This window comes from Candidatus Cloacimonadota bacterium, assembly GCA_012522635.1.
Classification (GTDB): Bacteria; Cloacimonadota; Cloacimonadia; order Cloacimonadales; family Cloacimonadaceae; genus Syntrophosphaera.
Genome location: JAAYKA010000097.1, coordinates 1 through 22279, shown reverse-complemented (window position 1 = coordinate 22279; position 22279 = coordinate 1). Strand labels below are relative to the sequence as shown.

Genomic DNA, 22279 nt, shown 5'->3' with positions numbered 1-22279 from the left:
ACAAACATGAACATGATTCGATTGGGCTCGCAAATCAGCGCGGGCGATACAATCGTAACTTCAAACCTTTCCACACTTTATCCCAAGGGTTATCCTGTGGGCAAAGTATCCCGCATCCGCGATTCTCAAGACCAGCTTTTCATCAGCGCGGAGATTGAACCCTTCACCCAGGTGGAAAATCTGGAACACGTCTTCATCCTCAAAGAGAGGCATAAATGAAAGAGAAACTTGAACCAGTTGTGAATATCGGTGGCGTTCGGGTTGAACGCATCCCATTGAAAACAAAGATAATTACAGAATCGGATTCGATGGCTGACATCATCCGTGAATTTGCCTTGCCACATATAAAAGAAGGCGACATCCTCACCATCAGCGAAAGCCCGCTTGCCATCACGCAGGGACGTGCCATTCCTGTGGAACAGATTAAACCCGGAAGGCTGGCCCGCTTTTTGTCTTCCAAAGTGATGAAAACACCGTATGGCATTGGTTTGGGCGCTGCCACCAGCATGCAATGTGCCATCGACGAATGTGGCGCAGGCCGCATTCTTGTTGCCGCCGTGATTGGTGGAATCAGCAAAAAACTGGGTCGCAAGGGAGATTTTTACCGTGTGGCAGGAAAGCAGGCTGCTCTCATCGACGCGGCTGAAACCACACCGGTGGAGCCTTTTACCCACACCGTGATCAAAGGTCCTCTGAAGCCGGGCAAGGTGGCTCAGGAATTGGCGGATGAATTTGGTTTTCCCGTGGCTGTGATGGATATTAACGACATCGGCGGTTCCTGGGCAATTGGCTACAGCAAAGGACTTTCCAAGGCTTTTTTGGAAATGACGATGAAAGATAATCCTCAGGGTCAGGGGGCTGAGCTCACGCCTCTTTGCATCATCAGAAAGTTGGATTGACATGGCTCTGAAACACATCTGGACCTTCATCTTGGGATTGATATTCTTCTATGTCCAGGTGTTGTTCATGCCGGCTTTCGAACTCTTTGGAGTGATTCCGAATATTCTGATTCCCTGGACGGTCTATCTGGTTTGGACGCGGGAACTTAACCCCAGTCTCATCGTGATTTTCATCATCGGTTTGCTTTACGACACAACATCCCCGCAAACCTTTGGCAGTCACGCGCTTATCTTTCTGATTGTGGGTATGGCCATCAATCAATTCCGCAAACCTTTCGAGGATGAAAGCGTGCTGGCCAGAATGATTTCCCTGGTTTTGGCAAACCTCATCTTCCACTTCATCTTTTGGCTCACGCTGGGCATAGATTATGGCTTCAACTCACAGCTTTTTAGCTTGAACCTCATCGCGTTTGCCTATAATCTCGCCATCAGCTTTGTGGTTTTTTGGATAACACAATTGGTTTCCCGCCTGCGCATAGTTTTGGTCCATGATTAAAAACTTTTCCACCCTCGTTTTCAAGGTAACCCTGGTGGTGCTTACCCTGATTTTGGTGGTCGCGCTTTTCAGACTGCAAGTGCTTAAAGGAGAATACTATCGCCACATCGCGGAAAGCAATTTCGTTCGCATCCGGCGCGTGACAGCCACCCGCGGCGAAATCTACGATTGCAAATACAGACCCATTGTTGTAAATATCCCCGCTCACGACCTTTATCTCACCACCAGCAGAATCAACAACACCGAGCGACTTTCGGTTTTTTTGAAAATACACTTTGGCATCGAGCCCGAGGAACTGAAGGAACTCATCTTCGCGCAGAGGTTTAAGGCCTATGAGGAAATCTTGTTGGCCGATAACCTGAGCTACGACACCGTGGTCGCGCTTTCCGAAAGGATTGCTGATTATCCAGAGCTGAACTTTCGCATCGGAACCTCACGTAACTATCTGTATCCAAATCATTTCACGGGATATGTGGGGCGCATAAATGAAGATGAATACAAGCTTTATCGCAGTGAAGATTATTCCCTGAACGCCTACATCGGCAAAACGGGCTTGGAACGCTATTACGAGGTGCTTTTGCGCGGTCGCGATGGCAAGGAAATCATGCAGGTGGACGCCCAGGGTAAAAGCCTGGAACTTTTTGGCGAAAACACTTCCATAGCGCCGCAAAACGGGTTGAGCCTGATTTTGAGCATCGACAACGACCTCCAGGAATACGCGAACTCGATTTTTCCCCCCGGGCTCAAAGGTTGTGTGATTGTCTCCGATGCCCAAACCGGCGGCATTTTGGCCTACCTCAGCAAGCCGGATTATGATCCCAATATTTTCATGCAAAAGATTAGCAGCGATGTGTGGGCGGGTTTGAATTCGCCTTCCAAACCACTGTTGGACAGGATTATCCATGCCAGCTATCCACCCGGATCGGTGTACAAGCCTGTCACGGGCTCCAAAGGTATGGAATTGGGTGTGATAAACCGTCATACCAGGCTGGCATCCTGTAGCGGCGGGCTCAAGATTGGAAACCGTTTTTTCCGCTGTTGGAGTTCCGCGGGACACGGTTCGCTGAGCATAGTTGACGCCCACAGAGTTTCCTGCGACGTTTTTTTCTACGATTTGATCAGCAAGATTGATTTGGACGCGATGGCGCTCCATGCCAAAGCCTGCGGAGTGTTCGACAAAACGGGAATTGATCTGCCCAATGAACGGGGCGGCTTCTATCCCAACACAAAATATTATCGTGAGGAACGTGGCATTAAAGGCAGCCTCGCAGGCTACAAGGCAAATCTTGCCATCGGGCAGGGTGAAGTGCTCACCACCCCGATGCAGATAAACGCTTTTTTTTCTGCCATCGCCCGCCGTGGAACCTTGATCCAGCCTCATCTTTTGATGCACACGATGGGATCGGCACGCATCACGCGCGACGAGATTCAGCCCTTGGAAAAACGTCGCCTGCCCTGGTCTTCTGAAACGATGCAAGTCATACGGGACGGGCTTTGGGCTGTCACAAATGCTCCTGGCGGCACTGCCCGCGCGGTGAATGTGCCCGGCGCCACAAGCTATGGAAAAACGGGAAGCGCGGAAAACTTTATGGGCAGAACCACCCACGCCTGGTTTGTTGGCTTCATCGAGACCGACAAACCCGAAATCGTGGTCACGGTTTTCATAGAAAACGCGGGTGGAGGCGGAGCCGTTGCGGCACCTGTGGCAAACAAGATTTTCAACTACTACATCGGAAATCTGGAAAAAATCCGCCAGCCTGCAACCATTCCACCTCAATTTGCGGATGGCGCCGCAGGTTCGGAGGTTTTACCCCATTCCAGTGTTGAACCAAAGCCGGAACCCTCTGCGCATCATGAAGAAACGGAAAGCTCGCACCCGGAGGAAACGCCGTGATAAACCGCAAAAAGTTTGATTTCGTGTTGGCGGCGCTTCTGGTTATGCTGATTCTGTTTGGCTGCGTTGCCATTTTTTCAGCTTCCACCACCCACATTGGGGAATATGTTTCCACTCAAAACCACTGGTGGAAACAGCTCATTTTCGCTGCCATTTCCCTGGGAATGATGTTTTTGCTGATGCGGCTGCCCATGCCCATTTTGGATTTGGTCATCATCCCGGCATATATCATTAACATTTTGGCTTTGATTGTGGTACTTTTTACCCCTGAGGTCAGCGGCGCCCATCGTTGGTTCAATTTTTTCGGGCTGCACTATCAGCCTTCGGAAAGCGCGAAGCTTTTCACCATCCTGATTGTGGCGCGCATCATCTCGCGGGAAAACATGAGCGAAATCCGCCAGATTGTTTACGGCCTTGGCTTGGTGATTTTGCCCGTGATTCTAATCCTTTTGGAACCGGATTTTGGCAGCACACTGGTTTTCATGTTCAGCCTCATTGCCATGTTGGTGGCAGCGGAAGTGCCACTGCTGTATATTCTTCTGCTCATCAGTCCGGTGGTGAGCATTCTGTCTTCGCTGTGGTGGCCTGCCATCATCATTTGGCTGGTTTTGCTGGTGGGCTTGCTTCTCTGGAACCGCCTTTCCTGGATAACCACAGCCATCGCGGGCATCCTGAATGGTTTTCTGGCATTGATTATGCCGGTTTTTTGGAATGCCCTCAAAGACTACCAGCAGGATCGCATCGTCTCTTTTTTGAATCCGATGGCAGACCCTCTGGGCGCGGGCTACCAGATTATTCAGGCAAAAATTGCCATCGGAAGCGGATCCGTTGCCGGAAAAGGCTGGCTGCAGGGAACCCAAAAGAACATGAATTTCCTGCCGGAACACCATACGGATTTCATTTTCAGCGTAATCGGGGAAGAATTTGGTTTCATCGGCGCCCTGATTTTGCTCACGCTTTTTGGTCTCTTTTTTTGGAGGCTGATCAGGGCTGTGGGTGAGATTCGGGTTGGTGAGCGCAGAATCGCTTCGGCTGGCATTTTGGCATATCTGATGTTCCAAACTTTCATAAATATCAGCATGAATATCGGCTTGGTTCCCGCCACGGGAATTCCGCTGCCTTTCATCAGCTATGGAGGCTCCAATTTACTTTTCAATGCTTTGGGCGTGGGCGTGGTTTTAAAATATCTTAATGAACGGGGATTCATGAAATGAGAAAATACTCCTATTTGTTGTTGTTGCTTGCAGTTATGGCTTTGGGATTATCGTCCTGTTTTGTCCATTCCAGCTTGATTTTTTTTGATAAAGATACGGCCGGCGTGCCAAATCTAATCTCAAATTCCGGTTTCAGCGCCTATTCGCTGGATCCCAGGGACGCACTTTTGGGTTGGAATGTGACCCTGCAGGGTGAAACCAATCAGCCCAAAACGCCGGTTTTCATTGATGGCCAGGAAGCCATCCAGGGTAATTCATCCCTGCGGGTGGATGCGTCACCACACACGGTTGTGATTACTTCAGACGCCTTTCGCGTGAACCGCTACGGTGGCTACTATTCCCGGCTCTGGACAAAATCAAGCCAGAGTTCCGGACCCCAAATCACCCTGCGCTTCATCACTTTTCAAAACAATGGCAAACTCGACCGCCAGTATAAAGTGAAGCAAAAAGCCAAGGATTCATGGGAAAAACAGACCATCAGCGCCGGATTTTTGAGGCCGGGAGTAACTTTTGGGCGTCTGCAGATTGTGATTCCGCCTTTTGAAAATGGCTCGGTTTGGCTGGACGACACCGGCTGTTGGGAAGTTCACCGTTTTCGGGTAGATTGATGCGGCTCCTCATCCAGCGCGTTCTGGAAGCCAAAGTTGAGGTGGAGGGCAAGGTCTGCGGTGAAATTGGCAAAGGCTATCTGGTTTTTGTCGGTTTTGGCGCGCAGGACAGTGAAGAGTTGTTGCCTCAGGCGGCAAAAAAGCTGGTCGAATTGCGCGCCTTCAGCGATGAACAGGGGCGCCTGAACCTTTCGCTGAAGGATGTGGGAGGCTCGCTGCTGGTGGTTTCGCAATTCACGCTTTACGCCAGTCTGGCGCGAGGGCGCAGACCGGATTTCAGCCCCGCCGCTCCGCCGGAACTGGCTGAAAGCCTCTACGATAAATTCGTAAACACTTTATCCCAGACGGAAATCCCGCTGCAAACAGGCATTTTTGGCGCGGACATGAAAGTTTCCTTGATTAACGACGGACCTGTTACCCTGAGCATGGAATTTTGATGGCTTAAACCCGGCGGCATTCTTTTTTAGTTTGAATAGCGGATTTGATTGTTTTTCCGCGGCGATGTGGCGCGGTTTTTATCAATTCCCCAAATTCACCAATTCCCTCTTCATCAGCTTTTTTTCAAAACACTGCCCATGCCTGCTTCCTTCTTTATTCCAACTTCACTCTTATTTTGGTCGCCCCGCAAGGTTGTCCGATTCTTTTTCGGGGGTGTGGGGAGGAGGATTGGTCTGGCTCTGCTTTTGGAAAAAAGAGCGAAGAAAGAGAAACCCCGCCGAAGCGGGGTTTGATATGAATGCGAGGCAAGCTGCGCGTTAATCTTCAATTTCCAAAATGACGTTTCCTTCCAGGGAATCAATCATAAATTGGGCAGATTCGTTCAGTTCGCCTTCGGGATATTTTTTCAGGAAGGACTTGAAAAGCTCGATGGCACCTGCTTCATCCTTCACTTCTTCAGCAACCAAAAATGCCTTCATGAAGGAGGCACGATAGTCGTCTGAACCGTTGGCATAGTGGGTTATAATTTGGTCGTAATATGCAATCGAGGCGGCAAAATTGCGCTGTCTGGCGGCGTTGTCCGCGATGTTGAAAAGTTCTTCGGCAGAGAGGGAGAGCGTGATGCGCTCGGGATATTGTTTCAGGTTGAATTCATCCATCAGCGCCTTGGTGACTTCTTCCTGTTTGGTGGCTTGCATCTGGTTTTTCAGGATGCCGTAGATGCGGGGTTCCACCTCGATGAAGTTTTGGGCTTTGGCAGGATGTTCTTCCAGAATTTTGAAAAAGAGGATGTCTCCGCGGGTGGAGGTGAAAACCGGGCTGGTGTAGCCAATGGGGTTTTCCCAAACCATGTTGCAGAAATTTTCATCGGGTCCGATGCCAGTGATGATGCCGTTGTTGTAGATATTATCCAGGGTGCTCACCTGAGGCCGGATGGAGGTTTCTTCAATCAGCTTTTCAATGCTCTTGTTATTTTTGAATCTTGAATAGAGCTTATATTTGGAAAGGGCTTTCTCGGCTTCCTTGGCGTCGTTGAACCACAAAACCTGGATTTTGCGGTTCGCGGGAGTGGTGTAGGAATCGATGTTTTCATCATAGAAAGCGCGGGTTTCTTCGCTGCTGATTTCGATGGAATCCACCACCAACTGGCGGAACGCTTTGCCCAGGATGTAGTAGCGGCGCATTTGCTCATAATCTGAAAGTTCATGCACGTAGCGTTCATAATTTTGTTCAACGGCTTCGGCATAGAGCAGGGAGCGAATGAGCTCTTGCTCCACAAGGTTTTTGGCGGCGTCCGGGTCTTTGCGATAAAAAACCTGTTCCTGAGGGGAAAGCTGGGCATAGCGGTCCAGCAGAAGTTCCACGGAAATGTTGATGTTCGGGCTGTTTGAGCGGATGAGGTTGATGTCCATGATTTCGCTGTTGTTCTCGCGGTTAGCCAGGTCAATTTCGTCCATGTGGCTGGTGTCCACTTCCACTTCAAACTTTTCCTTGAGGCGCTCATTGAGGCTTTCCATCAACCTGTTTTCCACGCTGGGGCGGGCGCGAACGTCAAGCTCGGATTGAACTTCCTCATAGGGTTTATAGCGTCCGGGTCTGTGGCTCAGGGTGCGGAAAATGTGCCAACCGGTGCCGGTTTTGAAGGGTCCATTAATTGCGGTTTCGCTCACCTGGGAATCCGCAATCAGTTTTTCCAGTTCAGAATCGTTGCCCACACCGGGTACGTTGCCGTTCAGGCGCACGTTTTTGATGAGTCCTTTCAGGCCTTTGGCATAGTTGTTGATGTTGAATTCATCCGAGACTTCGGCAAAGCTTTTGCCAGCTTCCAATTGAGCGACGGCGGCAAGCGCGGCATCTTCATCCATGGCTTGGATATATTCGATGCTGAGGTTTGGAAATTCGAAGTAGGCCTGCTTGTTGTCCTCATAATACTTCAGCTTATCGGCCTCGGTGATGATGACCATGTCGGTGATGTTGCGTTTGTAGAACTCCTGGATGAAAAACTGGCGTTCTCCATCGGCAATCTTTTCCAAAATCTCGGGATCTTTGTCCAAGCCCAGTTTTATGGCTTTCGCCATGAACATTTCTTCCATGATGAGGGCGTCCAAAACCTGGGATTGGCCTTCCATGGTGCGATAGCGACCCTGCTGATTTTGAGGCAGGCGGCTGATGCGCTCATCCACATCTTTGCGGGTGATGATTCCACCGTTGAATTCAGCCAGCACATCTTCATCGTTTATCAGAGTTTGTTTTTGGATGACGATGGGTGTTTCAGATTGGGCAAACAGAGGAATGGCTCCCACAGCCAGTGTCAGCATAAGTATAATCCACCGTTGGATTTGCATGATTTGCTCCTTATTTTGCATTGTATTGTTTTTTCGATTTCCTAAAAAAAATGTGGACAAGAAAACGTCAAGGGATTTATTGTATTCACATGTGAATTTAATTTTTGACCACGAATTGGCACACAATGTGCATTTATACTTAGAACCAATATAAAATACTCCCCAGGAGGAATAAACATGCTCAGGAAATTGAGACAGCAAAAGGGTTTTACCCTGATCGAAGTTCTTGTGGTGGTGATTATCGTCGCCATCCTCGCCGCTTTGGCGGTTCCGATCTATATGCGCCACGTGGAACGCTCCCGCTCCAGTGAAGCCCAAACCGCCATTTCAGCGATTCGCAACACCTACAACGTCCGTCGCCAAAGCTATGGCACCACCCAGAATTTTACCATCGAAGACGCGATGAAGGAAACCAATCTGGGCGAAAGCACCATCAAAAACTGGAAATTTGAAGTTACCGGAAACCCACCCACCAAATATATTGCCACTTCCACGGATGATTTTGCCGGCGGAGCTGACAAGCAGGTTTGGTATGATGTGAAGGAAGCAAAATTCCACGGCTATGGAATCGACCAGTTCACCAATCCAGATACGGAAGGAATGGACACCGAATCTGAATAAGCTGGAGGCATAAGCTTGACTATCCACGAACTGTTACGCTTTACATCGGAAGCGGGAGCCTCGGACCTTCATATTGCGGCTGGAGCTCATCCCATGGTGCGGGTGAATGGAAAAATGAAACGCCTGAATCTGCCCATACTTTCTCCAACCGAAGTGGAAGCCTTGGTTTTTGGCGTGATGAATGAAGTCCAACAGGAAATGTTCAAAGACCAGCTGGAAATCGACTTTTCCACCAAGCTGAGCAATGACGTCCGCTTCCGTGTGAACGCGTTTCACCAGATCAACGGTGTTTCCTGTGCTTTCCGCGTGATTCCGAACGAAATTAAAAGCTATGAGGAGCTTCGCCTGCCGGACATTCTGAGAAAGCTCACCACCAAGGAAAAAGGTTTAATCCTGGTGACGGGCCCCACCGGCAGTGGAAAATCCACAACTTTGGCCACAATGATCGACACCATCAACGACAACCGCCATTGCCATATCATCACCATCGAAGACCCCATCGAGTTTGTTCACCGCAGCAAAAACAGCCTGGTGAACCAGCGTGAATTGGGACACGACACCCGCAGCTTCACAGCCGCCCTCAGAAGCGCGCTGCGTGAAGACCCGGACGTGATTTTGGTGGGTGAAATGCGCGACCTGGAGACGGTGTCGTTGGCGTTGACAGCGGCGGAAACAGGTCACCTGGTTTTTGCCACGCTCCACACTGGAAGCTGCACAAAATCCATCGACCGTGTTATCGATATGTATCCCAAGGAACAGCAGCAGCAAGTGCGCTCCATGCTTTCCGAATCCCTGGAAGCGGTGCTTTCCCAAACCCTTTTGCCCACAAAAGATGGCAAGGGCAGGGTGCCCGCGCTGGAAATCATGGTGGCGAACACCGCGGTGAGAAACCTTATCCGCGAAGAAAAGACCTACCAGATTCCCTCCATTATCCAATCCAGCACCAAGGAAGGGATGCAGACCCGTGATCAATCGCTGTATAACCTTGTGATGAACAACCTTGTGGAACGCACCGTGGCAGAAGAATTTGCGGAGAATCCCAAGCAATTCGCCTCGGGAGCCGGTTTCATGTGATGAAAATTGATTCCATGTCCTCACACAAAGATTCCTTTGCCCTGTTGCGTCGTCAGCGTGGCTTCACTTTGATCGAAACCGTTGCGGTGGCAGCGGTTATCGCTCTTTTGGTGATTACCATCTACATTGGCGTGGTTTATGCTGAAAAGCAGCTTTTGACAAATTACCGCGACCGTGTTGCCACGCTTTTATTGGCAGGGGAATTGGATATGGAATATTACCGTCATTCCCGAAGCAAGCCATTTGAACTGCAGTTGAACAAGGAATATATCCTGGACGATCGTGATCCGGACTATATTTTGCGCGGCTCGATGACGATTGAGCTGAAAAACGCTCAGGAAACCTCGAACGAACAGCTCTTCAACTATCGCATCCTGGAAGCAAGAATGACCTGGATTGACACAGCCACGCAGAAGCCGCGCGTGATCACGATGCGGGAAGATTATTTCATTCCATGATGAACAGCAAAGGTAAATTCAAAAATTCACTGTTGGGACGCCAGCGCGGCGTCACTCTCACCGAACTGATTGTGGTGATGGCCATATCCAGCTTATTGATTTTGGTTTCCGCGCTTGGTATCGGTATTTTCTTTCGCAAATACAAGGAACTGACTGCCTGGGCAAACTTGCAAAACGATGCCCTGGATTGTATCAACCAGATTAAAAATGGAGTTCCTGTGGGTTCGGAAGGAAACATTGAATATTTCGGCGTGATTAATGCCATGGAACTGAAACTCACAAACACCACCACAAACAGTTCCACTGGTTTAATGATTACACCGCCCAGCGAAAGCTCCACCCACACCCAGGATTTTGCTCACTTCTACCTATATGATGGCGCGGTGCGCTGCAATTACTCTCATCACGGCGTGCAGGTCGCGTCGCCACTTTATCTGTTTCCCAAGAAAGAAGATTTAAACAACGTGATTGTGGACAAATTTCTTTTTACCAAAGTGAACAACCACGAGGATCGCGAGATTTTGGTGTTGCAGTTGGAACTGAATGCCAGAGTCAAAACCGGAGAAGACAGATATCGCGAGGTGAAGTTTAAAACCAAAATGGCCAAAAAATAAAGGAGATCATCCCCAAACGAAGGGAGGAGAAATGTTCAAGATGTTCAAACGCCCCAGCGGAAACATCGCCCTGGCGATGGTTTTGGCTGTAATCGGTGCGATGAGTGGTTTTACTCTTTCCAGCTTGGCAATGCGAGATGTGGTCGCCTTTCAATATGATTATGAAGGGCTGCAAACCACGCTCTTTTTGCGCAGCGAAGCCTACCGCGGGCAAAAGATTGCGCAAAGGCTGGGCACGGTGTTGATTCCTGTGAAAACCAGCGAACGCTCTTTGGAAGTTTCAAATTCTGCCCTGCGCAAAACCTTCAAAATCCAATCCCTGCTCTCACAAGGAGACTTGGTTTCCACCACAGAGGACGTTGTGATGGGTGACCTTGCCCAGCGCACGATTGTGAAATCCTTGGTGAAAACCAAGGCTGGAACTGGACAGGCAGCAATGATGAACCCCAAATATTCCATGATTAAAAAATATGGAATATACACCTTGGAGACTGAAACTTTCGCCAAGTATATGTATTTCACGGATACGGATGAATCTCCAAACGAAACCAATGTCTATTTTCACGGACCAGACATCCTGTATGGCAGAGTTCACAGCAACACAAACATCTGGATTAAAAAGACCACCGGCGGCATAAACAACGGTTGGCCTGTTTTTTATGGTTGGGTTTCCACCCATGGGGAAGTGATTTCATTCTCTGGGTCCTACAACGAAAATGAAGTTTTCCGGGGTGGCTTGTCCGAAGGATATCCCTACACCATTTTCCCAGAGGAAGCTTCCAGCATCCGCAGGCGCGGCAACGTTGTGGGTCCGAATTACAGCGATCCAAATAAAATCATGTATGTGGACGTGAACAACCGCAGCTATACATCATATATAGGTGAAGTCCAGAGTCCCGTCGAGGAAGCTGTGGATGTTTTCAATCCCTATCCACCTGAAAATCCAAATACTTACCTGTATCAAAATCAATATACCATCCGGGATACCCTCTGGACATTTTATGAAAATGGAAACTGCTCGAACCAATCCAAATGGGTGCACAACAAGCTTTGGATAAAAGGAAAATTCGGTTCCTACCAAACCTGGGGCTGCGGAGACACCCTTTTCCTTTTGGACGATATTTTGCTGCAAGGCACACCCAGAGGACAAGACCCAATCTCAAATTTCACTGACGTGGTGGGCTTGGTGTCCGAAAAATCCATTGTTATTAAATATGGTTACTGGGATCCTGTGGATACGCTGAGGCACCACGATAATTGTGGCTCAGACGCGGACTACGGTGGGATTTGGATTTATGCTGCGATGGCAGCTTTGGGCAAGGGTGGTTTGTTGAATCCGCAGGGAGATGGAGTTTTCACCTTTGAATATCAGCATCCACATCCTTCGGTGCCAGATGTGAAAGTGAACAACGTGCTTTACACAAAGATTGACCTGCGGCGCTATCGCTTTCCACAGAGGTCGGGCTACCTGTGGGCTACGAACACCCCAGGCAACCGCAATCTGAGGATTGACTACCCCTGGTACAATCCGCTGTGGCCGGAAAGGCTGCCATATCTGGAACGTGGCTACATCAGCATCTACGGTTCGGTTTCCCAGCGTAGAAGGGGTTTTGTGCACAGGAGCTATTTCGATATTGAATGGCCTTCAAACAATAACTGGAACCAGCCCGTCGACCATTGCGGACCTTCCAGTGCGCCTTATGAAGTGGCCCACAACGACCCTGTTTTCGGGTTCCAGCTCACGAACGTGGACTATCCGGGATCTTCAGGTACTGGCACAGGCTACAAGAAAAACTATCATTACGACGACAGATTCTATAGAACCTCGCCCATCGATTTTCCAGAGGTGAACCGCCAGGACGAAACTCCGTTCTCAGCCGTGAACTGGGTTATCAAGCCGCCTCCGGAAAGCTTGTGATAACGCGATCAATGTCATATACATAAGAGGAACGATGAAGAAAGCTAAAACGATCAAATTCAAGGAATCGGTTGGTATCGACATCGGCAGCCACAGCATCAAAGTGGTGCACCTGAAAAGGCTTCACGAAGGCTTTAAGCTGCTGAATTATGAGATCCGGCCCACAGTTCCCCACGGGGTGGAATATGTGCCCAGTGACCTTAGGCCAGACCGCCACGGGCCAATTTTGGTGGAAATCCTGAAAACCCTGCGCATCAACCCCAAAAAAGTCCAGCATCTGGTTACCTCCGTGGGTGGTGACAACACCAGCATCAAGCAGATTAAGACCATCTTCCTGCCTGATGACGAGCTGGAATCCGCACTCTTTTTCGAAGCGAAAAAACACATCCCCATCAGCGGCACAGACATGGTTTTGGATTATCAGGTTATCGATGTGGAAGAGAAAACGAACAACATGAACATTCTGTTGGCTGCGTCGTCCAAAGACCTGATGAACGAACACACGAACTCGCTGATGACGGCAGGATTGGCTCCAAACATCGTGGACATCGATTCGCTGGCGGTGGCAAACAGCTTTGCCCTGAACGCTTTTGTGGAGGAAGGGGTGTATGTGCTTCTGAATCTTGGCGCCCACCGCACAAACATGATTGTCTGGGGTCCAAACGCGAAATTCTTTGCCCGCGACATCCCATTTGGCGGTTACAATTTCACGCGCGACATCATGCGCAAGCGTCAGATGGAATGGGAGGAAGCTGAAAACTACAAGATGGAATGGGGACTGCTGGATGACCCTTCCCGGCAAAGCACCCAAACCATCAGCATGCTTGATATTTCCGAAAAATCCACCGAAGACGCGATTGTGGAAGAACTGCGGCGCTCCCTGCGTTTTTACGTGAAGGAAGCCGGTAACAGCGATTTCCGCAAGCTCTACATTATGGGCGGTTCCGCGAAGCTGAAAGGCCTGCAGGAATATCTGGAGGAAAAGGTGAACATTCCCACCGACACTTTCATGCCCTTCATAAACGTGGAAATGCCGGAAAAATTCGCTGATAAAAAGGACCCGCAGCTCGCTTTGGCAATTGGCCTGGCAATGCGGCTGGAATAAGGACTTGAGTATGACACCAACATTTTATTTCAAAATCAACCTGAACAAATATGGAGAGATCAAGCTCCAAACCGAACGCGAGAACAGGAACTTCCGCAACGCGGTCATCGGTTTTGGCGTGGGCGCTCTCATCATGTTTGCTCTTCTGCTCACTTTCCACAACAGCCTCAAGAAAAAGGCGGAAAACCGCAAACAGTATCTCCGGGAGATAAGTTCGCAGCTTTCCGATTTTGAAGCCAGTGAAGATTTTCTGTCCGTAAATGATGTGACCCGGCTGGCGGATACTTTTAACGACCGCATTTTCTGGACGAAAAAGCTGGAAGCCCTCAGCAGTGAGATTGACCAACAGATAGCGGTGAAAAAATTCCAATACAACAACGGCGTTCTCACCCTCTATGGCATCATCGAGGTGAATCCCCGCGTGCAGGAAGGTGATGTGATTTACAACTTTGTGCAGCGCTTGAGAAGCAATCCGCAGATTAGTGACGATTTTCCTGAAATCAAATCCGGCTCACGCATGCGACAGGTGGCAAAAGACACCGAAATCTTGGAATTCCAGGTGGAATGCAGAACCCAGGGAGCCGATGGACCAGCCAGAGGAGGAGACCAATGAGAGAGAAATACCTCGTTTTCATCCTCGGCATGATTCTGATTTCCGTGCTGTTTTTTGTGTTGGCAGGAAATTCGCTGAAAAAGAACCTGGCCGAAGTGGACAAATACGACAAACAGATTAAAACCACCCTTGAAAAGCTGAACAGCGCCATGATTATGGACCAGCAGCTCAGCCAATTCAGGGAAATCATTGATAATAGCCTCACCAACGAAAGCAAGTTTTCGGTGGACGAGCTGAACGATTTCCAGCTTGTAATCGACCGCATCCGCGAAGACAACAGGATGAAGATGGAAAAGATTTCGGATTCCAACAAGTTTTCCCCGGCCGGTATGATTGAAACCACCTATAACATTGATTTGCAGGGAACCTTCCGCCAGATGGGACAATTCATTTCGGAATTAGAAGGGCTGAACCACATCATCAAATTCAACTATCTGGATGTGAGCCCAATCCCCACTTCCGAGGCGATTGGTCCCGGAGGCGAAAACAACTACCGTATCTCCATGGAAATAACCGTTTTCAAAGTGATTAAGGAGGCCAAATAATGCAATTCCGCTACATAAAAGACCTCGCCATGGCGCTGCTGTTCATAGCCTTGCTCGCCTTCGCGATCAGGCTGGTGACCTACAATGCCAAGGCCTCCAAAATTTCCCCTCAAAGCAAACACAGCAGTGAATCGGTTTCCGACACCCTGCGCAGCAAGATTATGAGCATCGAAAGATCGATTGTGGAAAGAAAAACCACCGTCTTCACGGTTAACCATGACCCCCTGCGCCAGGGCAACATCATCAAAGACAGGTTCGACCTCGCTCAGGAATGGGAAAACGCGCAAAGATTTGCTTTCCGCCCCACTGGCACATACATTGATGAATCATCCGGCAAAAGACTTGTGACGGTTGAATATAACGATAGAATCTACACCGCTGGCGTTGGCGAAGTGATTGAAGGCCGACGCATAGTTTGGATTAACGAGCAAAATGTTGGCGTCTCTTCTGGCGGCAGCACCCAAACCCTAACCATCCAGGCTCGTCCGCAAATGCCTGATTTTTCCCAGGAAGACCGTGTGCGGCAAAACCTGGATCAAAACTACTGATATCATGAAAAAATATAAAGAAGCTGGAGAAAATATGTTGCATGCTTCCCATTCTAAACAATTTAGGACCTGCACTCTGGTTCTGGTCTTCCTGATCGGGATCGCGGCTCTGGGAGCGCAGATCAGCCCTTTGAGAAAACCAGTGACCATGAACAGCGTGGATGAACCCATCTCGTCGGTTTTGAACACGCTGGCACGCCTCAGCGGTACAAACATCGTTTTGGCCACAGACCAAAGCGGCGGCAAAGATAAAGATGAAAAACGCGTAACCGTGAACATTCGCGACGTACCCATCGAAACAGCCGTTTCCCTGGTGGCAAAATCGGCTGGGCTTTCCTACAAAATTTATGGCGACAACACCTTCCTGGTTGGCACCTTGCAAAACATCAACGAATCCGCCGGCCAGAGAAACCACATCATCTATCTGAACAATCTGGATGCCTCAAAACTGAGCGCGGCGCTGGCAAACACGGATGGCTCGGTGATGCCGGTGGAGGGTCAAAACGCCATCATGGTTTATGGCAACACAGACACCTTTGAAAGCATCCGGGATATGGTTCAGCAGATTGACGTGGCTCAAAAACAAATCGAAATCCGGGTGCGGCTCATCGAAGTCAGCCTCACCGATGCCAAAAAGTTTGGCGTGGATTGGAGCCGTCTGAACCATCTGACAACCATCCTGGCAGAAGACCCCGTCAGCTCCAATGGCGGCGGTTTGCCCTTCAACTTCAGCGACCCTGAAGGATACCTGCCCTATGGAAATCCCACAAACTTCGAAATCCTGCCCAACCAACAGGTTTTCCAACGCATCAACGGTTTGAAAGACATTGGTCATTTCAGCCGTCAGCTCACCGCTTTCGACATCACCATCGATTGGCTTTTGGAAAACAACGCCGCGAAATTGCTCACTGATACACGTGTGACCGCTCTCAATGGCAATGAAGCCGAAATCCATATTGGTGAAGTTGTGCCCTTCGTGGTTACAGACAACGACAAGCAAATCCAGGTGGAGCGCGAATCCGTGGGTATCATGCTGACCGTTACGCCCACTGTGAATGAAGCCGGGCTCATCACCGCGCATATTTCTCCTGAAGTTAGCTCGGTGACAGAGCTTGTCGGCGGCTACGTTCCCCGCACCAAGGTGCGCAGAATTTCCTCCACCGTCACCGTTCCAAACGAACACAAGATTGTGGTTGGCGGCCTCCTGAGTTCACAGATTAGCCAAAAGGTGAACAAGCTTCCTCTTTTGGGCGATCTTCCCTTCATCGGCAGGCTTTTCCAGCATCGTCACGAACAGGTGGAAAATTCCGACCTCATCATCGAAATCACACCACGCCTGATTACTGCGGACCAAATCCAGCGCGATCCGGACATCGACAAATATAATATTTCCGGTCAGCCTGAATTGGACGAACGCCTCACCCGCCGCTTAATCAAATATGAAGAAAATGATTGATTTGGGGGATCAAAATGAATAAAATTAAGAATCTTTTACCCCTTCTTTTACTGTTGGCGATTGCATTGCTGGTGTTTTCATCTTGCGACCGCCGCTTGCCTCCACCAACTGGAGGATCCACCACAAACCCCTCCGAAATGCGCAAAATCACAAAGATTGTGGCATCTCCGGATACCATCTATTGTGACAACAACATCACCTTCTCCGATATCAGTGTGACCGTTAAAGATGGAGAAGGCTTTGGTGTGGCAAACCAGCTTGTGAGTTTCCGCACTGATGTGGGAAGCATTATCACCTCCGTGGCCACAGACAGCAGCGGTGTTGCCACCGCCACTTTCTACGACTCTGGCGAAAGAGGTTTGGCAACCATCACCGCTGTGGTGCGCAAATATTCGGAAAAAAACCCGGAACAGGTGGTTTCTGCCGACACTGCCAGGGTTCAGGTTTTCATCGACGACGTGCCCGAAGTGGAATCCGTGACCCTGAATTTCCTTTCTCAGGCAAACCCCTATCCCATGAACGTGATGCAGACCACGGAAATAAATGCCCAAGCCATGAACATTTTGGGCAATCCCGTGCCGGATAACACCTTAATCAGTTTCAACTGCACCATGGGAAGGTTTGTGGACGAAGCCGGCAACGTTTTGGGTGTCTCCATTGTTGCCAAAACTATAAATGGCAGAGCCTACGTGAGATACAATGCGGGAGCTGTTGCCACCACCACACCGGGGGTCGATAATGGTTTCGTGACTGCCAGCATCGGTGACAAGCAAAGCATGCGTGAAGTGCTGGTCCGTCCCGGTAATCCTTTCCAGATTGGACTGCAATCCTTTGTGGAAGTGGGTGGCGAAATGGTTGAGGCAGACACCAGCTTTGTGGCAAGCCAAAACCGCATCTTCATGCGTGCCACGCTGAACGACCCTCATGGAAACCCCTGCCAGATAAAACCCGTGCGTTTTGAAACGAACCTGGGTACCTTCGTGAATACCAGCAACACCTTCACTGTCAACACAGACAACATGGGCGAAGCCCAGGTGCGCTTCACTCCCGGATTGGTGGCTGGAGCCGCAACTATCAAGGCTTTTGCCAATAACGATACACTTCAGACCCAGCTCATTTTCAATGTCACTTCCGACGACATTCACTCCATTTCATTCACCCAGGAAGGCCAGCTTGAGCTCGACGTGGCAAACACCGGTGGAGACGAATCCGCCATCCTGCGCGTGAAACTGAAAGACATCAATGGCAACCTGATTGATTCGCCCCAAAACGTCTATTTCAGAATCATGAACACCAATCCGCCTGCCGGAGCGAACTTGAATAACCAGCCCGTGAGGGACAGCGTTTTGGTTGTATCCACAGGAGGTGAAGCCCAAATCTCGGTGAATGCGGGTACGGAAAGCGGAATCCTGGTGGTTCGCGCTTCCTGCACATCCGCGTCTGGACGCTGGGTGAGGGCAACCAAGGGAAGCATTGTGATAAAATCTGGTCCGCCTCACTCTGTGGTGCCCTTCATTGGAGGGTTCAACACCGGTGAAAACGTGGGTGGTGGTCTCTGGGAAGTTGTTGCGGGAGCTGTGGTTAAAGATATCTATGGCAACCCGGTCAGCAGAGGAACCTCCGTGTTTTTCGAGCTGATAAACAATATCACAAATTGCCAGATTGGAGCCACCGGCTATGTTGGCAACGTGAGTGCCCAGGACGACTCTCTGGGAGGCGTGGCCTACACAACGGTAAACTATTCTGGAAACTATACCTACGATTGGATTACAATCCGAGCCAGCACCGGCGCCATTCAGGGTGAAGGTGTGGATGGATATGCAACTGTCCAGCTTCCTCTGAACGACCCGCGCTTTGAGCTTCAGGCAAACCCATGGTCACTGGTTTATGGAGACACCAGCCCGGATTGGAAATCGACTGATCTCTTTGCTGTGCTTACAGATGGACAAGGACAGCCGGTTGGAAACGCGCCCATCATGCTAATTTCCACCAAAGGACAGTTTGTGGCTGTACCGGGCTACAATAATAACTATCCAGGGGATCCAGCCTGGCGAATAATAACAGACAATGGGAGTTATGGCACCGGAGATTATGCAGGCTGGGCATGGGGGCAAATTCGCTTCCACCGGATTGAAATCCCCGCGGCCGAACCGCCTCCTGTTGAAACGCCTGGGCAAACCAGCGCCAGCATTGTAGCCAGGATTTTGGGAACCAACGTCACGGCTGAAACCAGTGTGGCACTTTACCGTTACTGGACTCCCGGACCTCCTTTCTAAAGCATATTGAAACCCGCGCGGAGGCGGAAAACCCCGTCTCCGCCGGGATATTTTTCCCTTTTTAAGGCCTCGGGGCTTTGAAAATGTTTTAAAAATCCTTAAAGGAAGATATAAATGAACTTTAACCCCCAGTATGCCCGTCTGGGCGAGATTCTTGTCCACGACGGAATTGTGAGTGAAGACCAAATCAAGGAAGCCCTCATCAAGCAGGGAAACTTTGGTCTCAAAATCGGCGAAACCCTGATTAAGCTTGGGCACATCACCGAAACTCAATTGCTTAACGCCCTGAACCTCCAACTGGGCTATGAAGTTGTTCAGGAATCTGAACTTATGGATTTGGATTTGGAGGTGGTTTGTCTGGTGCCAGAGCCCTACGCGAATGAAAACCGCGTGATTGCGCTGCGTGAAGACGCTGATGGCGTCGTGGTTGCAATGGCAGACCCGGACAACCTCACCGTTTTGGACAGCCTCAAAAAGATTCTGGGCAAACATGTAAAACCCAGGCTCATCTCGGATTCCATGCTCCACAGCAGCATCGAAAAATATTACAAAAGCATCCGCACCACCACCCAGGTGGAAGACGCGGTTGGCGGATTCGATTTTGTGACCATGGATGATGAAGACAATGAAATCACCATCGCCGCTGCCTCCGGAGAAGCGGACGCGCCCATCGTGAAGCTGCTCAACCTCATCATCAACGAGGCCATCAAATCCAACGCCACGGACATCCACATCGAGCCGCTGATGAAAAGCACCCGCGTGCGCTATCGCGTGGACGGTGCCCTGCGAGAAGTGATGACCCCGCCCATAGGCATGCACCCCGGCCTCATTTCGCTGGTGAAAGTGATGTCCAAGCTCAATATCGCCGAACGACGCCTTCCTCAGGACGGTCACATTGCGCTGAAAACCAGCATAAAGAGCGTGGACGTCCGTGTTTCCATCACGCCCACCGTGTTGGGGGAAAAAGTTGTGATGCGTCTTCTGGACAAGGGTGAATTTGGCTTTTTGCTCACCACACTCGGCTTCGGAGGCCAGGACATGGATATTTTTTCCCGCATTATCCGCCGGCCTTATGGAATCATCATTGTTTCCGGACCCACCGGCAGCGGAAAATCCACCACCCTCCACGCCGCGCTGAAAGAAATTCTAGATATTGAAACAAACATCATCACCGTGGAAGACCCTGTGGAATATCGTCTTGAAGGCATCACCCAGATTGAAACCAAGGAGCAGATTGGGCTAACCTTCGGTTCCGCTCTTCGTTCCGTTTTGCGTCAAGACCCAGACATCGTTCTCATCGGTGAAATCCGCGACGAAGAAACCGCCGATATCGCCATCAAATTTTCTCTCACGGGACACCTGGTGTTTTCCACTCTGCACGCAAATGACGCGCCTTCAACCGTTACCCGCCTCATCGATATTGGCATCAAGCCCTACCTGGTTGGCTCTTCGCTCAGCCTGGTGATGGCGCAGCGCCTCGTGCGCAAAATCTGCCCCTATTGCATTGCGGATTACAAACCCACCGAACAGGAACTCTCCGACTGCGGCCTCACCGCAGAAGAAGCCGCCAAAATCGATTTTAAAACGGGACGTGGTTGCGTCCATTGCGACAACACCGGCTTTTCCGGAAGAACCGGTATCTTCGAACTGCTGGTGGTGAATCCCGAAATCCGCAGCCTCGTTTATGAAGGCGGAAACCAGGACCTCATCCGTGATGCCGCCCTCCGCTCTGGAATGCGCACTCTGCACGACGCTGCCATGGAAAAAATGATTGCCGGCGTCACCACCATCCGCGAAGTCATCAAGATGACCATCGTTGAATAAGATTAAACAAGGTTAAACCAATGCCGAATTTTGCCTACATCGTCAAAGACGCGAAAGGTGCCAGAATCGAAGGCATCATGAAAGCGGAAACCCTCGATATGGCTGTGGACAAACTGGCCAAGGAAGGCAGCACCATCATCTCCGTGAAAGCGGCTTCCGAAGGCGCCTTCAAGGGAAAGCTTTCCCTGTCAGACAAAATCATGCTCTCCATCTACAAATGGAGAACAGGCGTCTCCCTGAAAACCCTGGTTTTCTTCACCCGCCAGCTTTCCACAATGTTTTCCGCCGGACTCACCATCGAAAAAGCCATCTCAGACCTGGAAAAAGCGGAAAAGAACAAAAAGTTTGCCAAAGTCCTGCGCCAGATTTCAGACGATATCCGCAAGGGATATTCGCTCTCCGAGGCGATGGAACAGCACCCCGGCGTTTTCAATCCGCTCTACATCGCGCTGGTGACCGCGGGTGAAGTTTCCGGAACCCTCCACACCATTTTGGATGAACTTTCCGACTATCTGGAAAAAATGGAGGACACCCGCCGCAAAGTGCGTTCCGCCATGGCATATCCGATTTTCATCGTGGTGTTTCTGGTCATTGTGGTTTGGTTCCTTTTCTACTACGTGGTGCCCATGTTTGCCAATGTCTATGAAGGCTTTGATGCCGAATTGCCTGGCCCCACCAAGGTTGCCATTGGCATCAGCCATTTCGTCACAAACAACGCCTTCCTTGCCATACTCATGCTTCTGGGGCTGGTTGTGGCGGTTTGGATTATAAACCTCACAGACCGCGGACGTTACGTCTGGGATACCATCAAGCTCAAGGCGCCCGTTTTTGGCAGCGTGACCACAAACTCCATCATGAGCAAATTTGCCCGCACCTTCTCCATTCTCATGACCGCGGGTGTGCCCATTATGGACACCATGGAACTCACTGAAAACGTTGTTCAAAACGCCGTTATCGAAGGCGGAATCCGCCGTGCCAGAGTGATGGTGAAAGAAGGCTATGGCGTGGCAAACGCTTTTCGCCGCACCGGACTTTTCCCACCCACATTGCTGCAAATGATTGGCACTGGTGAAGAAACCGGTGACATGGACAAACTGCTGGGCAAAGCCGCTCAATTCTATGAAAAATTGGTGGATGCCGTGATTGAACGCCTCACATCGCTGATTGAACCGCTGCTCATCATTTTGATGGCGGGTGTGGTTGGCGGAATCATTATCGTTGTCTATCTGCCCATCTTCAGCCTGGGTGAAGCGATGAGCCAGGGCTTGCGCTAAAAACCTGATCCCCAATGGGAGTCATGATATACTCAGAGCCGGGTTCGCCCGGCTTTTTT

The 22279-nt window shown here is 50.1% G+C and carries 21 protein-coding genes; 20 read left to right on the top strand and 1 reads right to left on the bottom strand.

The window, feature by feature from the left end; all coding sequences use genetic code 11:
- From GX135_05175 to GX135_05145, 7 genes are all read left to right on the top strand, one after another.
- Window positions 1–219 (top strand): rod shape-determining protein MreC (locus GX135_05175; protein ID NLN85480.1); only part of this gene is annotated, 219 nt, incomplete at its 5' end.
- Entirely contained in the window at window positions 216–899 is a 684-nt protein-coding gene (locus GX135_05170) for a hypothetical protein (GenBank protein ID NLN85479.1), read from the top strand. The genes GX135_05175 and GX135_05170, both read left to right, overlap by 4 nt.
- A 1-nt stretch (window position 900) precedes the next feature.
- A complete protein-coding gene (gene mreD, locus GX135_05165) occupies window positions 901–1395 on the top strand; it encodes a rod shape-determining protein MreD (protein ID NLN85478.1) in 495 nt (164 codons plus the stop codon).
- Entirely contained in the window at window positions 1388–3289 is a 1902-nt protein-coding gene (gene mrdA / locus GX135_05160) for a penicillin-binding protein 2 (protein NLN85477.1), read from the top strand. Before mreD ends, mrdA begins: the two co-directional genes overlap by 8 nt.
- A 44-nt stretch (window positions 3290–3333) precedes the next feature.
- A complete protein-coding gene (locus tag GX135_05155) occupies window positions 3334–4503 on the top strand; it encodes a rod shape-determining protein RodA (protein ID NLN85476.1) in 1170 nt (389 codons plus the stop codon).
- A gap of 104 nt (window positions 4504–4607) precedes the next feature.
- Window positions 4608–5111: a hypothetical protein gene (locus tag GX135_05150; protein NLN85475.1), complete on the top strand. Its 504-nt coding sequence runs from the start codon at window positions 4608–4610 to the stop codon at window positions 5109–5111.
- The gene (locus GX135_05145) at window positions 5111–5548 is read left to right on the top strand and encodes a D-tyrosyl-tRNA(Tyr) deacylase (protein NLN85474.1); all 438 of its coding nucleotides are present in this window, start codon (window positions 5111–5113) and stop codon (window positions 5546–5548) included. Before GX135_05150 ends, GX135_05145 begins: the two co-directional genes overlap by 1 nt.
- 318 nt (window positions 5549–5866) lie before the next feature.
- Here the strand turns inward: GX135_05145 and GX135_05140 are convergent, their stop codons facing one another.
- Entirely contained in the window at window positions 5867–7894 is a 2028-nt protein-coding gene (locus tag GX135_05140) for a hypothetical protein (protein ID NLN85473.1), read from the bottom strand.
- Between the two features lie 177 nt (window positions 7895–8071).
- Between GX135_05140 and GX135_05135 the strand changes: the two genes are divergently transcribed.
- The 13 genes from GX135_05135 to GX135_05075 all read left to right on the top strand — a co-directional run bounded on the left by GX135_05135 (window position 8072) and on the right by GX135_05075 (window position 22220).
- Window positions 8072–8515, top strand: coding sequence for a prepilin-type N-terminal cleavage/methylation domain-containing protein (locus GX135_05135; GenBank protein ID NLN85472.1), 444 nt, complete (start codon window positions 8072–8074; stop codon window positions 8513–8515).
- Between the two features lie 15 nt (window positions 8516–8530).
- Window positions 8531–9589, top strand: coding sequence for a type IV pilus twitching motility protein PilT (locus tag GX135_05130; GenBank protein NLN85471.1), 1059 nt, complete (start codon window positions 8531–8533; stop codon window positions 9587–9589).
- Window positions 9589–10047: a prepilin-type N-terminal cleavage/methylation domain-containing protein gene (locus GX135_05125; protein NLN85470.1), complete on the top strand. Its 459-nt coding sequence runs from the start codon at window positions 9589–9591 to the stop codon at window positions 10045–10047. Before GX135_05130 ends, GX135_05125 begins: the two co-directional genes overlap by 1 nt.
- A complete protein-coding gene (locus GX135_05120) occupies window positions 10044–10661 on the top strand; it encodes a type II secretion system protein (GenBank protein NLN85469.1) in 618 nt (205 codons plus the stop codon). The genes GX135_05125 and GX135_05120 overlap by 4 nt, the downstream gene beginning before the upstream one ends.
- A gap of 31 nt (window positions 10662–10692) precedes the next feature.
- Window positions 10693–12579 carry a hypothetical protein gene (locus GX135_05115; GenBank protein ID NLN85468.1) on the top strand — a complete coding sequence of 629 codons (1887 nt, stop codon included), beginning with the start codon at window positions 10693–10695 and terminating at the stop codon, window positions 12577–12579.
- A 34-nt stretch (window positions 12580–12613) separates the two neighbouring features.
- On the top strand, window positions 12614–13684 hold the full coding sequence (gene pilM / locus GX135_05110; protein ID NLN85467.1) for a type IV pilus assembly protein PilM: 1071 nt from the start codon (window positions 12614–12616) through the stop codon (window positions 13682–13684).
- A 10-nt stretch (window positions 13685–13694) separates the two neighbouring features.
- Window positions 13695–14297, top strand: coding sequence for a hypothetical protein (locus tag GX135_05105; protein NLN85466.1), 603 nt, complete (start codon window positions 13695–13697; stop codon window positions 14295–14297).
- Entirely contained in the window at window positions 14294–14842 is a 549-nt protein-coding gene (gene pilO, locus GX135_05100; protein NLN85465.1) for a type 4a pilus biogenesis protein PilO, read from the top strand. Before GX135_05105 ends, pilO begins: the two co-directional genes overlap by 4 nt.
- On the top strand, window positions 14842–15390 hold the full coding sequence (locus tag GX135_05095) for a hypothetical protein (GenBank protein ID NLN85464.1): 549 nt from the start codon (window positions 14842–14844) through the stop codon (window positions 15388–15390). Before pilO ends, GX135_05095 begins: the two co-directional genes overlap by 1 nt.
- A 34-nt stretch (window positions 15391–15424) precedes the next feature.
- Window positions 15425–16846 (top strand): hypothetical protein, encoded by a 1422-nt coding sequence (locus GX135_05090; protein ID NLN85463.1) that lies wholly within the window; start codon window positions 15425–15427, stop codon window positions 16844–16846.
- A gap of 14 nt (window positions 16847–16860) precedes the next feature.
- Window positions 16861–19122 (top strand): hypothetical protein, encoded by a 2262-nt coding sequence (locus GX135_05085; GenBank protein ID NLN85462.1) that lies wholly within the window; start codon window positions 16861–16863, stop codon window positions 19120–19122.
- Window positions 19123–19236: 114 nt separating this feature from the next.
- Window positions 19237–20946, top strand: coding sequence for a Flp pilus assembly complex ATPase component TadA (gene tadA / locus GX135_05080; GenBank protein ID NLN85461.1), 1710 nt, complete (start codon window positions 19237–19239; stop codon window positions 20944–20946).
- A gap of 20 nt (window positions 20947–20966) precedes the next feature.
- Window positions 20967–22220 carry a type II secretion system F family protein gene (locus tag GX135_05075; protein ID NLN85460.1) on the top strand — a complete coding sequence of 418 codons (1254 nt, stop codon included), beginning with the start codon at window positions 20967–20969 and terminating at the stop codon, window positions 22218–22220.
- Window positions 22221–22279: the final 59 nt, after the last annotated feature.

Coding starts and splice junctions, on each gene's coding strand:
- GX135_05105 (NLN85466.1), top strand. CDS start 13,695: ATGACACCAACATTTTATTTCAAAATCAACCTGAACAAATATGGAGAG.
- GX135_05140 (NLN85473.1), bottom strand. CDS start 7,894: ATGCAAATCCAACGGTGGATTATACTTATGCTGACACTGGCTGTGGGA.
- GX135_05075 (NLN85460.1), top strand. CDS start 20,967: ATGCCGAATTTTGCCTACATCGTCAAAGACGCGAAAGGTGCCAGAATC.
- GX135_05090 (NLN85463.1), top strand. CDS start 15,425: ATGTTGCATGCTTCCCATTCTAAACAATTTAGGACCTGCACTCTGGTT.
- GX135_05125 (NLN85470.1), top strand. CDS start 9,589: ATGAAAATTGATTCCATGTCCTCACACAAAGATTCCTTTGCCCTGTTG.
- pilO (NLN85465.1), top strand. CDS start 14,294: ATGAGAGAGAAATACCTCGTTTTCATCCTCGGCATGATTCTGATTTCC.
- GX135_05145 (NLN85474.1), top strand. CDS start 5,111: ATGCGGCTCCTCATCCAGCGCGTTCTGGAAGCCAAAGTTGAGGTGGAG.
- mrdA (NLN85477.1), top strand. CDS start 1,388: ATGATTAAAAACTTTTCCACCCTCGTTTTCAAGGTAACCCTGGTGGTG.
- GX135_05095 (NLN85464.1), top strand. CDS start 14,842: ATGCAATTCCGCTACATAAAAGACCTCGCCATGGCGCTGCTGTTCATA.
- tadA (NLN85461.1), top strand. CDS start 19,237: ATGAACTTTAACCCCCAGTATGCCCGTCTGGGCGAGATTCTTGTCCAC.
- GX135_05085 (NLN85462.1), top strand. CDS start 16,861: ATGAATAAAATTAAGAATCTTTTACCCCTTCTTTTACTGTTGGCGATT.
- mreD (NLN85478.1), top strand. CDS start 901: ATGGCTCTGAAACACATCTGGACCTTCATCTTGGGATTGATATTCTTC.
- GX135_05115 (NLN85468.1), top strand. CDS start 10,693: ATGTTCAAGATGTTCAAACGCCCCAGCGGAAACATCGCCCTGGCGATG.
- GX135_05155 (NLN85476.1), top strand. CDS start 3,334: ATGCTGATTCTGTTTGGCTGCGTTGCCATTTTTTCAGCTTCCACCACC.
- GX135_05135 (NLN85472.1), top strand. CDS start 8,072: ATGCTCAGGAAATTGAGACAGCAAAAGGGTTTTACCCTGATCGAAGTT.
- GX135_05120 (NLN85469.1), top strand. CDS start 10,044: ATGATGAACAGCAAAGGTAAATTCAAAAATTCACTGTTGGGACGCCAG.
- GX135_05170 (NLN85479.1), top strand. CDS start 216: ATGAAAGAGAAACTTGAACCAGTTGTGAATATCGGTGGCGTTCGGGTT.
- pilM (NLN85467.1), top strand. CDS start 12,614: ATGAAGAAAGCTAAAACGATCAAATTCAAGGAATCGGTTGGTATCGAC.